Here is a 16,460-nt window from a genome sequence, read left to right as displayed (position 1 = left end):
GCATGTTCCCCTTACTTGACGATCAGGCCCATCGCGGACGCGTCATTGACCCGCTTGCGGCTGTGACGCTTGGCTGCCGGACGATCGAGCGGCGTGGCAAGGCTGTCGCGCACCGGCGCGACCAGATAGGGCGTGATCAGGATGACCAGCTCCGTCTCTTCGCGCTGGAAGCGCTGTGACTGGAAAAGCGGGCCAAGCACCGGCACATCGCCGAGAACCGGAAACTTCTCCAGGTTGCGCGAGGTCCGTTGCTGGAAGAGTCCCGCGATCGCGAAGGTCTGGCCGCTCGCCACCTCGACCGTCGTGTCCGCCCGTCGCACCACGAAACTCGGCATGGCGAAGCCGTTGGCGCTTACAGAGCCGGCATCCGACAAGGAGCTGACCTCCGGCTGGACATGGAGCGCGATGCGGTTGCGGCCGATCAGTGTCGGGGTGAAGCCGAGGGACACGCCGAAAGGTTTGTATTGAATGGTCGTGACGTCAGTTCCCTGCGCAATCGGCACCGGAATTTCGCCGCCAGCGAGAAAATTCGCGGTCTGACCGGTCACGGCAGTCAGGTTCGGCTCGGCCAGTATCTTGACGACGCCGTTGCGTTGCAGCGCTTCGATGAGGACGTCGAAGTTGACGCCGTGTGCCTGGTCCATGTGCAAGCCGAAATTCCCGTCGCCGGAAGGCACGCCATTGTCCTGGAACATGTTGAATTCGAAGCCGCCGCTTTTGTATCCGACGGACCAGTCGACGCCGTAGGACTGCAGCTCCGTGCGCGACACCTCCGCGAAGCGAACCCGGATATTGACCTGCTGCGAACCCTGAACGGTCATGTTGTTCAGAGGTGGCTGTTCCGGGGGCGAGAACGTGCGTGCGACATTGTCCAGATCCCTGGCCTCATCGATGCCCCGTGCTTCGCCTGTGGCAACGATGCGGGTTCCGAAGATGTGGAGGTTCGTCGCCGAGTTTGGCTGCATTGCCTGCTTGGCCTCATTGGCAGGCGTGACATCGGGCGTGACGCGGAATTGAGCCGTTGCCTCGATCTGCTCATCGGCTTTGACCGCAATGAGATTGGTCAGGCCGGGCTTGAGGCCAAAAACATAGACCAGGCTCGGCGACACGATCTGCAGGTCTGCGATCGTGGTGTCCGCAATTAGCACCGATTCGACCGGTTCGTTGAACCGCAACAAGCGCCCCTGCCCGACAGGGAGAGCGAGCGTCGGCTTGCTTGGGAGTGGCGATGCGTTCTGCGCCGTGGCGTCGGCAAGCATGGACAAGAACGCCAGCAGAAAGCAGGTAGCCGCGACAGCGAGCCAGCGCACATCCATCCGCCTGGCGAAAGCGGCGGATCGAACGCCTGCTGCGGTATCGTGGATTGTCATGCCGTTCCTCTCCTGAGCATGTGGATTCCCCCGATGTCCCCTTCCGCCGCTCCGGCGTTACGAGGCCGCTTCCTGTCCGGCATTCGCCTGGGCCGGCGGAAGCGATTGGGAGACATTGCGTGCGCGGCCTTTGCCGGAGCGGCCGGCTATGGTCGCCAGCGGCTGGACGTTGAATTCCTGGGCAAGCTCCTGGAAGGACAGAACCGGGAGCTCGATGGCGTTGTGAGCGAGTAGGCTTCGCATATGACGGCGCACATCCATCGCGGCGAGCACGACTGGCGAGACACCCTGGTCACTCTGCGACAAGGCTCGCTCGATTTCGGTCACCAAGGCCTGCGCGTCATCGTCCGAAAGGTTCAGGAACGTGCCGGTCGAAGTGCTTTGCACCGCACTCCTGAGGGTATCCTCGGCCGAGCGCTGCAGAACGTAAGCCGCTATGATGTTGTCGCGACCCGCGGCGCGGAAGCTGATCTGGCGTTTCAGGGACGTGCGGACGTATTCCGTGAGCAGAACGACGTCCTGTTCGCGCTGACCCCATTCGATCAGCGCTTCGAGGATCAGGCGCAAATTGCGGATCGGCACATTTTCGTCGACGAGGCGCCTAAGCACTTCTGCGATCTTCTGCAGCGGAACGATTTCTTGTGCCTGCCTGACCAGATCCGCGTAGTCCGGCTCCATGTCTGACAGGAGCCTGCGGGTTTCCTGGATTCCGACAAAATGGCCGGCGTAGAGGCGAAGCGCATTTCCGGTCCACTTGGCCACCGTTTGCGCGGGCGTAGAGAAACTGAGGCCGGCTTCGTTCAATGCCGATACGTGGTGGACGTCAACCCACATGAACTTGCGCTGACCGGCAATCGAAAGACCTTTTTCGTAGGTCACTTCGAGCAAATCGAGATGCATCGGATCCGCTTCGACAAGAACGCGGTCGGCCGGAATTTCCGCATCCAGGATAGGTGCTCCTTCCAGATCGATCCGGATATCTCGCGGCGAAAGCGTCTCGTCGACCTGAAGGCCGATAGGCGGAACGTCGATGCCGAGATCGCCGAAGAGTTCGCGGCGCACACCGTCCGCAAGCGCGGCAAAGTCCGGCTCGGTGATCTCGCGCCCGAGTTCGGCTCCGAGGCGTACGATGACGCGGTAAGAAGAAGGCAGTGCCGTAACGGGTGTCGCCGAAAGCGACGCCGAGCCTCGCGCCTGTTCGGCCGTGGCAACCTGGTCGATGTCGTCGGGCTCCGGCTCCCGGACGGTGCGGCGATTGATTGCATAAGCGCCGGCGCCAAACGTTGCGCCGAGGACAAGGAAGACGATGGAAGGGAAGCCCGGCACGATGGCGAGACCGACCATGATCACCGCCGCGAGGGCGAGCGCGCGGGAATCGCGCAGGAGCTGGCTGGTTATCTGCCGACCGAGATCGCCGGTGCCGTCGGCGCTGCCAACGCGCGTCACCATCGTGCCGGCGGCCACGGCGACGAGCAGCGCCGGTATCTGGGCGACCAGCCCGTCGCCCACCGTGAGCAGGGAGTAGGTCGCGGCAGCCTCTCCCAGCGACATATCGTGCTGCAGGGTTCCGACAGCGAAACCGCCGATCAGATTGACCAGAATGATGACAATGCCGGCGATGACGTCGCCCTTGACGAATTTCATGGCGCCGTCCATCGCGCCGAACAACTGGCTCTCGCGTTCGAGCTGCCGACGCAGGTGGCGTGCCTCCGCCTGATCGATGTCGCCGTTGCGCAGTTCCGCGTCGATGCTCATCTGCTTGCCGGGCAGCGCATCAAGCGTGAAGCGCGCGGCCACTTCGGCGACGCGTTCGGCGCCGCGCGCAACCACGATGAATTGCGCGACCGTGATGATCAGGAAGATGACGAGGCCGACCGCGATGCTGCCGCCAACGACGAACGTACCGAAGGCGGTAATGATCTCGCCCGCATCGGCCTGAAGCAGGATCAGTCGCGTGGTGGTGATCGTGATGGCCAGCCGGAACAGGGTGGCGATGAGGATGACCGACGGCAGCGAGGAGAATTGGAGCGGATGAGAGACATAGAACGAAGCCAGCAGGATAAGCACGCTGATGGCGATATTGGCGGTGATGAGAACGTCGACGAGAAATGTCGGCAGCGGGATGATCATCATCACCACCGCGACCAGCATCAAGAGCGCAATGACGAGGTCGCTTCGGCGAGACAGCCTTGCCAGGAATTGCAGAAGGCGCTCCGAGACGGTCATTCGGCGCCTCGTCGCGACAGAAAGCTTCGCATGGCGTCGTGCGCCTCCGTCTTGCGGCCAGCGGCGAGCAGGGCGCGACTCTTCAGCAACCCAAGCGTCGGATGGTCCATTCCCTCGAGGGTCTCCAGCCGAGCGATTGTTGCGAGCGCCTTGTCGGCTTCGCCGTCGAGGATGAGCAGATGCGCCAATGTCCGCAGCACGCCGGCATTTCCCGGCGAAAGCTGCGCGGCGATGAGCAGGTATGCCGCGCCCCGCTTTGCCTGCCCGTGACACCCGTAGAGATAGCCCAGGACGTGCAGCAGCTGCACCGTGTCACGCGGATCAGTCAGGTTTCGATTCCTTCCTGCATCCTGCCAAGCAGATCGCGATGACGCTGGATTTCATCCTCCATAAGCGTTCTGGCGAGGGCCTTGAGTTGTTCGCCGCCGTCGAGATCCGGAACGAGCTGCGTCACGAAATGCTGGAGAATGGATACTGACCGACGCAGGATGGCTGGCTCGGGAATGGCGGGCATGACGAACTTGACGAGTATCTCATCAAGCGATTCACCGGCCGAACCGTGAGCTTGCTGGAATTCTGCGGTATCGGGCTTTTCCGTGCCCGCGGCTGATTTCGCCCCCTGGGCGCGGCTTGTGGTCCTGCCGGCGCCGTTCATCCGACGCCGATAGATGGCCTGGCCACGCACGCCTTCCGCCTGCCGCAACTCGCGGCCTGCAGCGGTGTCCTTCGCTGCCGAGTCGAATCGCGGCCCTTCGAGCCGGCGGCTCACGGATATTTCAGCGCGACCGTGGCGCCGCCCTTGGTCAGAACAAGTTCCGTTTCGCCGATTTGCTTGATGGTCCAGCCGTCATTGGTGAACGCACCTTCATGATAGCGGGCGCCGTCGGCGGCGATGACATAAGGCCGCTCGCCATACCAGATCGCCTGCAGCGTCAGACGCGGGGCCTGTTCGGCGTTGCCGATCATCACGTCGGACACCAGGGGAGTGCGCGCGCCGAACGTCTGGTCGAACCAGGATTGCGTTTCCGTCCAGGCACCGCTCTTGTCATTCGGGATCAGACCCGAGACCACGAGGCGTCCGGGCGACCGCTGGACAGTCAATGTACCTATGCCGGACTGATCGAGACGCTGCTTGAGCTGGCTTTCCGCTTCGGCAGCGCTCTGCATTTGTTCGGACGACGAATCGTCCATCACATTCTGCCCCGCGTCACCTGCGAAGGCCACTCTGGTCAATTCTCCGCTGGGAGCGGAGGCCTTCTCGCCAAAATCCGGCTTGGCAAACGAAAAGCCGTTCGCAGCGATGGAAACAACGAACACCGCAAAGAGGACCGCGCCTCCAACGAGGAAGGGACGATTGGAAACAGACCAGCGATTTGGCGGGCGCTGCGGGCTGGCCAGCCGGATATGGGCATCGCCGAGCGTTATCCCGAGTGGCAGCCTGCAACGGCTGCCATGGCCCTCGCGGATGGTCTCGCCCGTGGCGAGCTTCACGTCGCCGCCGACTGCCTCGATTTCGATCTGGCCACCCTTGCGCCGCAGCCTGGCGTGGATTGGCGCTATGCCAGCATCCCTGAGGACAATGTCGGACTCCGTGCTCGATCCGATCGTATAGAGAGGCTCGATCAGGCTGAGTTCCGCGCCGGCGTGAAATCCATGAGTGACGCTGAGCGCAATGGAAGATCCCGACGCAGGGGCGGGGACAATCATCGAGCGGACCCAGCGTGCTGGACTCAAGTCCCCAGGCCTACCGATAGAATTAGCGGTCATGCCACTTCATCTCCCGCCGATGTGATTTGAAATCCAGCCTGGTCCGCGTTGAAAGATTCATACGCCGCCGGTTGCTTGCGGCGGCGTAATGGGGACTCGAGAATCCCGCCGTTAGGCCTTTTCAGCCGACTGGCCGAGCGTCCTTGCCGTGCTCATAAGCATGTCATGCTGGGATTTCGCGATCTCCTTGGTGATCTCCAGGCCAAACATGCGCTCCTGGTGCTTGATCATCTTGTCAAGGTTCTGTTCCGGCGATCCGGCAGAACCGGAGGTAATGGGAGGGGTTGCAGCCATCATTGTCTCCTCAAGGGACTATTCAGGTCGCAACCTCCGGAGCCGCATGCGGTCGTCCGCAGGTTGCCAGGACAGCTTAAGGCAGCGCGATCCAAAATGAAAGTCCATTTGGAATGCATTAGCCATTTCGGTTCCAACTGTTGCATTGCCGGCTTTCAGGGAGTAACCTGCAAGATGGGTGAATGGGGTATATCAGGATGGAAAAAGGTCCTTTGGCCGAGCTGTTGGTCGAACGGTTCGAGAACATGCCGCCGCAATTGCGGGTAGCCGCGCGTTTCGTGCTGGATCATCCCAAGGATGTCGCGCTGATGTCGATGCGCGAGCAGGCGCATCAGGCTGGCGTTTCGCACAGCACCATGATGCGGCTGGCGCGGTGGCTTGGACTGGATGGTTACGAGGACATGCGCAGCCTCTATGCGCGGGCGCTACGCGAGACGGCTGCCGGTGAGCCGGCGCGACAGGGCGTTGGGAAGGACGACGCTTCGGGACTTTCGACCGCGGGGGTCGTTGCCGATATTCTCGCGGCCCAGATGTCCAGCCTTGGCGAATATGGCAACGCGATGCAATTCATCGCCGCGGCCGATCTCGTCGTGAGGTCAGGCAACCTGTTCGGCCTTGGCCTACGCTCCGCCTACCCAGTGGCGAGTCACTTCGTTCAGATCATTTCGTTCCTGGCCGGGAACGGCCGCAAGGTGACACTTGTCGGCGATATGGCCGGACAGGGGCTGGATGCGCTCCAACTCGCGGGAGACGGCGACGTGCTGCTCGCCGTGGGCATGGCACCCTATGACCGCATGACGATCGAGGTGGCGCGCCAGGCGGCACGGCAGGGCGTAGGCGTGGTGGCAATTACCGACAGCAGCGTGTCGCCGCTGACCCGGACCGCGCGGGAAACAATCATCGTCACATCAAATTCGCAGTCGTTTTTCCGAAGCATGGCGCCGGCATTCGCGGCCGTCGAGATCCTGGCGGCGCTGACGGCAGTGCGGTCAGAAACCAATGCTGCGGAGCGGGTAAGACAGTCGGAAGAGCAGCTTGCCGCTTTCGGCATTTATTGGAAGCCTCCCCGATAGCATCTCAAAGGTTGCGATCGGGCGGGCGTGACGGCAGCCGGGCTGCCGCCAACAGTGATTTCCGGAGGTCGTTCAGATGGTTCGTCCGATAACGCCCGCCAAGCCGCCGGTCCAGCCGCAAAAGGTCGATGCCAAGGCGAACGCCGCGCAGATAGCGCGGCTGGAAGCGCAGGCCGCTCAATTGCGGGAGCAGATCCGGCTTGCCAACAGGATGGGGGAGCGTGATTGGGCGGCACAGGCTCGCCAACAGCTGTCACAGGTGAACTCGGAACTGAATTCCCTTCAATCGCCGCCTGTAGCTCCGACAGCGCCGAACCTCCAAATCGTGAATGCCAGCACCAGCACCTCCGGCAACGGCACGACGGTGGTACCCGCCCTCTACCAGCAGCCGGACCTTCTAGGGCCTGGCGTGACGCAGGTTAAGCTTGATGGAGGCAAGCCCGAAGACAATGCCGCGGAAGCGGCGACGGCCCGCAACATCGTCAACGACGTCACGGGTGGCAAAAGCATCGACCAGATCGCATCCGCCCGCGGCATGACGCGTGAACAGGTCATCGCCGCGCTGAGGTCTGGCGGGATGACCGTGTCAACCACCGACCCGACAAGCGGCAATGGCGACGTGCAGACGACGAAGATCACGGATGCCAGTGGCCGCACGGTCACGCAGTACTACGACTACCAGCACGACAGCTACTATACGAACATCCAGCAGCAGCCCAACGGCGCGGCAACCACCACACCGGTCCGGGACGGGCTCGGCCGCAAGGAGACCAGCAGCTACAATCCCGACACCGGCGCCATCACGACGCGCTATGAGGACGATCTCGGCACGGGCACGGTCACCGAGCGGACATCGCTGCCAAACGGCGCCTCGGTAGAAACGGTGACGCCGGGCCAGGGGCCCGCCCTTCCCGTAACCACAGTCACCGGTCCGGACGGCCGCAAGACCATACTGGCGGCCTCCCAGGACCCGGGCGGATCCACCACGCAGGACATCAAACGCGACCTTGCCGATGGGAAAAGCATCGACCAGATCGCAAAGGAAAACGGCCTCACCAGCGAACAGGTGCTCGCCGAACTGCAGGCCGCCGGTTATCGGGTCAAGACTACCAGCAGCAGCGACGCACAGTCGGTCGAGATCGTCGATCCACGCTCCGGCGACAAGACCGTCTACTCTCACGACTATCAGCACGACGTACGCACGGTCACGACCACGACCGACGGCAAGGAAACGTCGCTGTCCATTGATGGCAACGGAACCGAGACCAAGACCGTCACCGACAAGGACGGTCGAGTGACGAAGACCACGACAGAGAAGATCAATGGCGGCAAGCCTGTCGAGTATAAGGTCAAGCCGGACGACAATCTCACCCTCATTGCCAAGCAATATGGCGTGACGCTGGACGATCTGAGGCGAACGAATCCGCAGCTCTTCGATTCGTCTCGCGATCCCAACATCATCCGTGACGGCGAGAAGATCACGATCGACAACGGCACCCGCACGACGGTCGAGGTCACCTTCAACGGCTATACGCTGACCACCAAGCCCGATGGCAGCATGACGCTGCACAACAACACCACCGGCACCGACCTGAAGATCGAGGCCGGAAGCACGCAGGAAGCCCTGGCCAGGACGCTGCTGGCGGTCAACCCCCACAGCAGCAATCCCAAGGAGGCAAAAGAGGGCGAGGTCGTGAAGACCTTCGTCGAAGGGCTTCTGGCGGGCGAGACGCTGCCCAGTCTCATCGACGCCGCCGAGAAGGCCGGACAAGACAAAAAGGCTCTGATCGACAAATACCCCTTAGGCCCTGCCGCGAAGCCCAAGCTCAACGGGCAGAACAGGGTTGTCGATCCGTTTGGCGATCCGCCGCAGGGCAACGCACCCTCCGGCGGAAAGTGGACGCCGATGAAGATCGACGGCGTCTGGACCTGGGTCGATCCGCAGGTCGCCCAGGCTATCATTACCCACGACGTCGCACTGTCGCGCGTCACTGAAACGCGAGCTTTGGCCGGCCAGCGGCAGGAGCAGCTCAACGTCGATATGCTCGATCCCGCCTACAAGGATGCACTGGATGGCGCGCAGACCATCATAAACAAGGCGTTGGCGCCTAACGGTCTGCAATGGACGCCGCAGAAACCCAAGGGCACCCTTGCCGATGCCCAGGCGCGGCTGACCAAAGCCAACACCCTTCTGCAGAACGCGCAGGATGCCCGGGGCGAGTATGAGAATGCCGGGCGCGTCCTCAAGGATGCCATTGCCGGGCAAGGCAAGCTGAAGCCTCTGGGCGATCCGAATGCGCCGTCGGTCAGCGCGCGGGGCACTCCCGATCTCCATCCGAAATACGACCAGGACGTCGCCGACCATAGCGCCGTCGACAAGCTGTTTTCCGAGGTCGGCCTGCATCTGAGCAAGGGCGACAAGCTGACCATCGACTACCTGGTCGGGCAGGCCGAGCTCGCCGGCGTCCCCGCGGACTCCAAGGAATACAAGGACCTCAAAGCCCTGCAGACGACGGCAGGCAACCAGCTCGAACTGGCTCAGGCCTATCAGGACTATTTCGACGCTCATGCCAACGCCACGCAGGTCAACGCGCGGCAGACGGACCTCGAGCAGAAGCTGGCTACCGAGTATCTTGGTGAACAGAAATTCAACTTTGACGAGAAGTACAATCGCATCAGTGGCGACTACCTCGGGCACTACAAGAACTCGACGCTCGAGATCCGTGACGGCCAGCTCTGGGTAGTCAACCATTTCGACGAGGGAACTACTGAACAGCAGCTGACCTACAGCTTGAATGACAAGAATGTCAGGGGCGAATATCGCGATCGCCAACTCAACAAGGACTGGCAGACGCTGCTGGCCGGCTACGATCCCAACGCGAAAGTCTGCACGGCAAACGGTCTGCAATCGGTGAGGTCCAGCGAGGAGCAGGCGGCAAAGAGCCTGAACGACGTCCTGGACCGTCAGCTCGGTGACAGCCTCGCCGATCTGAATGCCAAGCTGCCGACGCTGCAGACCAATTTCGACAATGCGCTGACGCATCACAAGCCGGGATCGGTCGATGCTCCCGAAGGCACGCTGCCCAACGGCGTGCAGCCGGTCGAGATCACTGTCGGCGGACAGACGATCAAGGTGGCGCCGGACGTTGCCCAGAACTATAAGCAGGATGGGATCGACGCGCTGACCCAGGGCGGGAAAGCGATCTGGATCGACCTTGATACCAAAGATGACGACGCCAGTGGCCGCTGGGTCGATCCCGAACTGGCGGTCGCCAAGCTCAGGCTGGAGGCGACAAAGCTTCAGATAAGTCAAATCGGGGATCTGCGCCGACAGTTGCAAGGCTTCAACGACTATCACGAGCTTCGGCTCAGCGAGCCGTCTCTGCTGGCCGATGACAACAGCACTGTCGACAAGACCTATCTGGACGAGCACGAGCAGCTGACGCTCGACGCCATGTATCAGCCGCGGTTCCAGCAACTGCTCGGCAGCGGCTACGACACCGAGTTCAAGCAACAGCCTGGCGCGGCCCTTGATGAAACGGTCGCCAAAGCACTGAGCCTGGATCGCTCGACCGAGGATGGTCGCGAGGCGGTCGAGAACGTGACCGAGGAAATCCGCGACATCGGCGGCGACAATCCTTACGTGCGAAAGGTGCCAATCTTCTATGTCGACGACAAGGTCGGGACGCAGCAGGTCGTGCTGTTTGCGGTGCGCGACGGAGACGGCAACACGCACTATGTCGACGCGACCGGCAAGAAGTTCGACGATCTCGGAGATTTCCAGGACAACAACAGCCAGTTTGGCGAGAACGGCAAGCTCGTCGTTCCCAAAGACCTGGAAATGAAAGCGGGAGCCGACGGTAAGATCGCGCTCGAGGTGGTGAAAGCGCGCAACGTCTCGGTCTGGGACAAGGTCGTCGATCCGCTGGTTGGCATCGGCACCGGCGTTGCCACCATCTTGTCGTTCACGCCGGCCGCGCCGGTCGCCGCGCCCCTGGCCTATGCCGGCGCGGCCTATCTCGGGACCAGAGCGGTCATAAATGAGGTCAACCACCTGGATCATGGCGGCGAATGGTACGATAGCGAGTCACTGACGAACATTGCCAGCGCAGCGACCACGGCGCTGCCCATGGCTTCCAGCGGCCTGCGCACCATCGGCATGGCGGCGAAGAGCGAGACGTTCCTGGCAGGGCTTGCTGCCAGTCCCCGCGCCTTCGCCGGCAGCATCGGCGCAACGCGGTCGAACTGGGCTTTGGCAACTGAGACCCGCACCTACATGCAGTCCTCCGCCGGGCTCAACAAAGTCGCATGGGGCATGGATGTCGGCTCCGTGATCGTCGGCGCGCCGTTGCTGGCGACTTCCGCCTACGACCTCGCCGCCAATGGGGGCCAGATGAACGGTCTCCAGTTCGCCAACGCGCTGACGGGTCTCGGAACCGGAATCGCCGGCACGGGGCTTGGCATCCACGGTCTGCGCACGCTGCGGCCGGGAACGGGCACGCAGGCGAGTGCCAGCGGTCCCGGAGCCAACCCACCGCCGGGCAATGGCGGCCAGCAGCCGCCCGGCGGAAAAGGACCGTGGCAGTCGCCACCGGCGCTTGAGCCCGGCTCCTCCGGACGTCCCATGAATGTCTACGAGGCTGGCCCTGACGGCGTCTACAGGCCGACAGGCGAACAGGTCTTCCATGATCCCAGCCATCCCGTGATACTCGGGGAAGTGATCAAGACGGGCGACGCCGGCGGCGATGACCCGACGATGCCGAGTCGCGATCCGGATGGCTCGGCCGAGCGAAGCCCACCCAATCCCGCTGACGGCGATCCGATCATCGTGTCGAGTAAGCCTACCGTGACAGACGGTCCGGTGCATCTTGTGTGGGACCCGCAGACGCGCAGCTTTACCGGCATGCCCGAACCCGACACGAGCGGATACGTGTACACCAGCGGCAAGGATCCAAGCACGCCATCGGCCTATCTCGACGGCCTGACTTCCGAGCAGCTTGTGAGCCGCTACGAGCAGGAGAAAAGCTATTACTCCAGCCGCGAGCTAGCCGAACGCTATGGCCCGGACGGCGTCCAGATACCGCGCACGCCACTTCGGGACGTGCTGCCCGACTTTCGCGTGGGAGTCACCTTCCGGATGCGGTTGAACACCGGCCAGGCCTTCGGGATAGGCTCGCCGACGGTCGCGGCCGTTGGCTTCGGCGTCGGCACCAAGACCGATTTCGGCATGATCGGATGGTCGATCGTCGATAGCGTCAGCCAACGCAGCCTGACTCCTTTCAAGGACGCGCTCGGCACCCAGGGCGTCGTCTCTTACCGGGCAAGGGAATACAGGAACATCACGGCGCTTCAGGCCGGCGTCTGGCCGGTCTCCAATCAAACTGCTTTCCCGGTTCGCAGCAGCGATCTCTCGGCGGAGGCGAGCAGGGCCATATTCAGCGATGCGACCGGCTACGACGCCAAGCCGCTGGATGCTGCCATTGTCGGAGCAACGCCAGATGGCGAAGGCATCGTGATCGAGATGAGCTACACGCCTTCGCTCAAAGGCGAGGAGGTCATGCTCGCGCCAGGCCAGCATGATTTCTTCGGCGTGCCGGCCGAAAACAGCGCCGGCCACGTCACGCTGCAAGGGGCGCTTCCGTTCGACCGTGTCATGACGGAGACGAAAGTCGGCATACGCCTGCCGATCGTGGCCAACCATGTCACGGCGGTTGACCAGATGCCGCGTATCGGCTTCGAGAAACGCCCGGAGCTACCTGTCAAGGACACGCTCCAGCCGGGCGACATCGTGTCGAAGCAGGCATACGACCAGATCCAGTCGGCCCTTGGATCGACAAGCCTGAAGGTCCAGTTCGCCGTCAAGGATCTGACGAAGGCATCCGAACTCATCGCGGCCATCGAACACGGCGATGGCGTCGGCTCGATCCGTGACCTCGTGAAGTCTGGTCAGATCGATCCGTCGAACACTGTTTCCTTCGTCGATGAACCGACGCTGAGCGGATTCCGGCTTTCGGCCATACCGGGCAAGGCGCCCACCGCAGACATGGTCTTGCTGACTGGCGAGAGGGTTCGCGCCGTTAATCCCGAAGCGATGCTGGTCGATGTCATTTTCAACGATCACAACAGCCTGCCCGGAGTGTTGGGCTTCAATCCCGACCGGATGGCGACATCCGCGGCCTACAAGGTGAAATCAACGGCACAGTCGTGGCTTCCGGCCGGCATCGGCTCAGACGGCTCGCCGCAGTCGCGCTATATGCCGAGCGCCGGCAATATCTATCGGAATCTCTATGGTTCCGATGGGACACCGGCGACGCGCTATACGCTTTCATGGTCTACGCCTCCCTTGCCGGCAGGCGCGGTGACTTACAGCGCCGAGGTGAGGGTCCAGTACAAGTCGAAGGCGGCCAAGACCGCCCCTTCGATTGCCAAGAACGAAACCGCGACGCTCACCTTCGATCGCGCCGACGGACAATCCCAGCAGTTGACGGTTCCCGCCTGGCTTGCCCGTGCCGTGGAATCGTCACGCGACGGCGCCTCGACCGGTATTCCAAAGGGAGGCAAGTCCTCCCTGGACAAGTTGCTGAATGAGCTTCAGGAAACGGCGCGGCCGGATCAGCTTGCCGCTATCGAGCAGTTCAAGACCGGTTTCGGCGCTTCGATCGTCGATGGCGGTTTCATGCGCCAGGACGTTGCCGACGGCGTCCTGACGTTCCTCTCCTCGCAAGCGAGGCCGCCGGAGGGTGGGGCGGAAGGCACCCGCCCTGCGTCGAAGCCAGCGCCGAAAGGGCAGGGTTCTGCAGCAGATGGGTCATTGGGCCCGTCATCCGCCAAGCCTTTGACGCAGACCGAAATCGCGGCCAATCGTCGGGAAGCGGCGAGCCTGCTCGATGACATGCTCCCTCAGAACCTCGGCATGCCGGAAGTCACCAAGGCCAATCTTATCGATCAGCTCAGCCGGTCGCCGACGCTTATGAACCTCCTGCGCGGGGCGCACGCCGAAGGCGTACGCATCGTCAATTCGGCGCGGCACGATCTGCGGATTTTCGACGCCAATTCCGGCGACGATCTGACGGCGACAGGATCGCAATATGTCAGCGACGTGGGAGTAGTCTTTGTCGATGCCGAGACATTCCGCGCAGCCGATGCGAACAGCGATACCGTACTTGCCGAATTCGTCGACATGCTCGGCCACGAGCTATCCCACGTTGCGGACGCTCCAATCGATCTTCATCCCGACGATTTTCCAGATCGGCAGGCCTATAAGGATGCAGTGGTCTCTGCCTATCTGAGCGTTGAGGGCGAGGCGGGATTTGTTCAATATGCTGCTGCCGACGAGCTTGCGGTCAATGGCGGCAAGCCGGCTGCCATCCTCGGCGCCGAGTGGAATTCGGCCCAAGCCGACATCTTTGCTCGCTACAAGGCCGGCGAGATTGATCGATCGCAAGCCGTTGAGGAGATGGCGGCGCTGTTCGGGGACAAGGAGCCAAGCACTGCGGACGGAACGTACGAGGAGTTTTATAGCCAGTACGCCGATGACTTGTACGACCATTACACCTCCGCCGATACCAATCCCCCAGGTGAGACCGGCCGTCCGGCTCCGGCAAACCAAGGGCAACCGGCTCCGAACAATGGACCGCTCACGCGAGATGGCGTCAGAGCGACTCCGCTCGACCAGGTGCCAAATCTCGCCATGGGCGATTTCCAGCCGAACCAGATTCCATGGCTTAAGCGAGAGCAGGTGGCCGAGCTGACGGGACAGCAGTTCCGCGACATGGATCAGGCCGGCCTGCTGCCTTCTCTGACCAAGAGCCAACTGCGTGGTATTCCGAAGGCAAAGATAGGCCTCGTCAACATCGCGGGCCTGGGCGAGAAACAGATTCCCTGGCTCACCGAGGGCCAAATGCGAAATGTGACTGGCCAGCAGCTCCAGGATCTCGGCAAAGCCGGTTTGATGCCTCACCTGACAAAACCGCAGTTGCAGGCGATTAAGGGAGACAAGGTCGAGTTCGTCGACATGTCGAAGTTGGATGCGCGCCAGGTTCCGTGGTTCAAGCCCAGCCAAGTCGCCAAGTTCACGTCACGGCAATTCGAGGATCTGGGCAAGGCTGGATTGCTGAAGCACCTTACCGAGCGTCAGGTTCCGGCGATCCCCGAGCCCATGGTCGGTTCCGTGGACGTGGCGAAGCTCGACCCAAAGCAGGTGCCGTGGCTGACCGAAAAGCAGATCCCGATGCTGACCGGCGATCAGTGGGGCGCCTTCACGATCCACCACACCGAAGCGCTGACCCAGCCGCAGATCGAAGCGGTGACGCCAAAACAGTTCGAGGAAATGAGCCCCGGCCAGTTCCGCAAATTCACGCCCGAACAGTTCGAATGGATGAGCGGGGATCAGACGAACGCCCTCTCCGTGCTGCAGCTGACGACCTTCCGGGCGACCCATAAAAAGGCGATGACGCCGGATCAGGCGGCCAGCGTCGATGTGGCCCTCAGCCACGCCAGGATGCGCGAAAACGCCCAGGCGCTCGCCACCTTTGGCGGCATGTCGACCACCTCCTATGTGTTGTGGAGTTCGCTGCCCCCAACCTGGACGGCAACGGCCGGAGCGGTGGCATTCGGCGTGCGAGGCTTCGTCTTCGGCGCGCAGGCGCTCTTCCCGGGGGCAACCGCAAGCAGCAAGCCGTTCGGGCGGTTCCTCAACGCGCTCGGCGGAGCCACGTTCATCGCCGCCGCGCCAGGCGCCGCGACCGGGATGATCCAAGGCAAGGATATTGTCGTCAACAGCACGTTCTCGCTCGGCAACGTCGTCTATGGCACGAAGTCGATGCTGCAATCGTTCACCGGCAGGCCGGTGATCCGAAACCTGGCTGAGTATCTGGCCGGTCCCGGCTATGTGCTTGGCTGTGCGGTCTATACGCTGCACTCCTGGCCGGCGCCGATCGCCACGGTCGCCGGCACCATGTTCACGTTCGGCTGCGCTGAGTTCTGGGCGTCGGCCATAAGGACGGACCGGATGAATCGCCGCTCGGTGCCGAGGACCGATGCCGATATCGCCGCGGCGGCAAAATCCGACAAACGATGGGCCACAGCGGATCGGTGGACACTGGGCATCACCTTCGGCATCGGAATGCTTCTGTTCTCGCTGGACTCCCTGCTCGCGCAGCCTTGGGACCCGAAAACAGCCGCTCCGCCCGACCCAGCAAAACCGGACGGCGACGGGTCGTCCCAGCAGCCCGACGATCCTTCGGATGGTCCAGACGAGCCGCACGTCCCGCGGGAGGATTTCCCGCAACTCGTCGTGGTCGCCGACGACGGACTGAATTTGCGAACGCAGCCCGATGAAGATTCGGCCGTGGTGACCGTTCTGCAACCCGGCACATTCATCGAACAGACCGCGAAGCCGTCGAGCGATCCGTCAGGAGAGGCCTGGATACCTGTCGAAGGTTTCGGACCGGACGGCAAGATGCATAGCGGCTGGGTTTCCGGCGACTATGTCGAGGTTCATCCCGAAGGCAGCAGCAATTCTGAGGGCCGCACGAATCCGACACTGGAGAAAGACGGCTATCAATGGGTCGAGGTCAAGGACGGCGACAGCATCCGCCTGATCGCCAAGGCCCATTCAGCGGATGTGGCGGCGACGGTGGTGCTCAACATGGATCATATCCTGACCCCGGACGTGATCTTCTCGGGCGATCGCATCTACCTGCCGGCCACTTCGATCGGCTGAGAACGC

Annotated in this window: 8 protein-coding genes; 2 read left to right on the top strand and 6 right to left on the bottom strand. The window is 62.4% G+C overall.

Translation table 11 applies throughout. From position 1 onward, the window contains the following. Positions 1-11: 11 nt before the first annotated feature. The 6 genes from AC4FWB_RS21950 to AC4FWB_RS21925 form a co-directional block, all read right to left on the bottom strand. A complete protein-coding gene (locus AC4FWB_RS21950; RefSeq protein WP_491028339.1) occupies positions 12-1,370 on the bottom strand; it encodes a type II and III secretion system protein family protein in 1,359 nt (452 codons plus the stop codon). 57 nt (positions 1,371-1,427) lie between these two features. Continuing rightward, a complete protein-coding gene (sctV, locus tag AC4FWB_RS21945; protein WP_491028338.1) occupies positions 1,428-3,596 on the bottom strand; it encodes a type III secretion system export apparatus subunit SctV in 2,169 nt (722 codons plus the stop codon). Beyond that, complete coding sequence (locus tag AC4FWB_RS21940; RefSeq protein ID WP_245464636.1) at positions 3,593-3,904, bottom strand: tetratricopeptide repeat protein; 312 nt, start codon at positions 3,902-3,904, stop codon at positions 3,593-3,595. The genes sctV and AC4FWB_RS21940 overlap by 4 nt, the downstream gene beginning before the upstream one ends. 17 nt (positions 3,905-3,921) lie before the next feature. Beyond that, positions 3,922-4,365 (bottom strand): hypothetical protein, encoded by a 444-nt coding sequence (locus AC4FWB_RS21935; protein WP_491028337.1) that lies wholly within the window; start codon positions 4,363-4,365, stop codon positions 3,922-3,924. Continuing rightward, a complete protein-coding gene (locus tag AC4FWB_RS21930; RefSeq protein ID WP_491028336.1) occupies positions 4,362-5,303 on the bottom strand; it encodes a SctD/MshK family protein in 942 nt (313 codons plus the stop codon). The genes AC4FWB_RS21935 and AC4FWB_RS21930 overlap by 4 nt, the downstream gene beginning before the upstream one ends. Before the next feature lie 171 nt (positions 5,304-5,474). Then, the gene (locus AC4FWB_RS21925; protein ID WP_126092905.1) at positions 5,475-5,657 is read right to left on the bottom strand and encodes a hypothetical protein; all 183 of its coding nucleotides are present in this window, start codon (positions 5,655-5,657) and stop codon (positions 5,475-5,477) included. Positions 5,658-5,854: 197 nt separating this feature from the next. Between AC4FWB_RS21925 and AC4FWB_RS21920 the strand changes: the two genes are divergently transcribed. Further along, positions 5,855-6,730: a MurR/RpiR family transcriptional regulator gene (locus tag AC4FWB_RS21920; RefSeq protein WP_491028335.1), complete on the top strand. Its 876-nt coding sequence runs from the start codon at positions 5,855-5,857 to the stop codon at positions 6,728-6,730. 76 nt (positions 6,731-6,806) lie between these two features. Then, positions 6,807-16,454: a LysM peptidoglycan-binding domain-containing protein gene (locus tag AC4FWB_RS21915; protein WP_491028334.1), complete on the top strand. Its 9,648-nt coding sequence runs from the start codon at positions 6,807-6,809 to the stop codon at positions 16,452-16,454. Positions 16,455-16,460: the final 6 nt, after the last annotated feature.

It is taken from the genome of Mesorhizobium sp. LEGMi-168a, from assembly GCF_058312955.1.
This window is presented reverse-complemented; position numbering and strand designations above follow the sequence as displayed.

What these genes read in the sequence shown, in the direction of transcription:
- sctV (WP_491028338.1), bottom strand. Translation starts at nt 3,596, where the DNA reads ATGACCGTCTCGGAGCGCCTTCTGCAATTCCTGGCAAGGCTGTCTCGC.
- AC4FWB_RS21920 (WP_491028335.1), top strand. Translation starts at nt 5,855, where the DNA reads ATGGAAAAAGGTCCTTTGGCCGAGCTGTTGGTCGAACGGTTCGAGAAC.
- AC4FWB_RS21930 (WP_491028336.1), bottom strand. Translation starts at nt 5,303, where the DNA reads ATGATTGTCCCCGCCCCTGCGTCGGGATCTTCCATTGCGCTCAGCGTC.
- AC4FWB_RS21915 (WP_491028334.1), top strand. Translation starts at nt 6,807, where the DNA reads ATGGTTCGTCCGATAACGCCCGCCAAGCCGCCGGTCCAGCCGCAAAAG.
- AC4FWB_RS21925 (WP_126092905.1), bottom strand. Translation starts at nt 5,657, where the DNA reads ATGGCTGCAACCCCTCCCATTACCTCCGGTTCTGCCGGATCGCCGGAA.
- AC4FWB_RS21950 (WP_491028339.1), bottom strand. Translation starts at nt 1,370, where the DNA reads ATGACAATCCACGATACCGCAGCAGGCGTTCGATCCGCCGCTTTCGCC.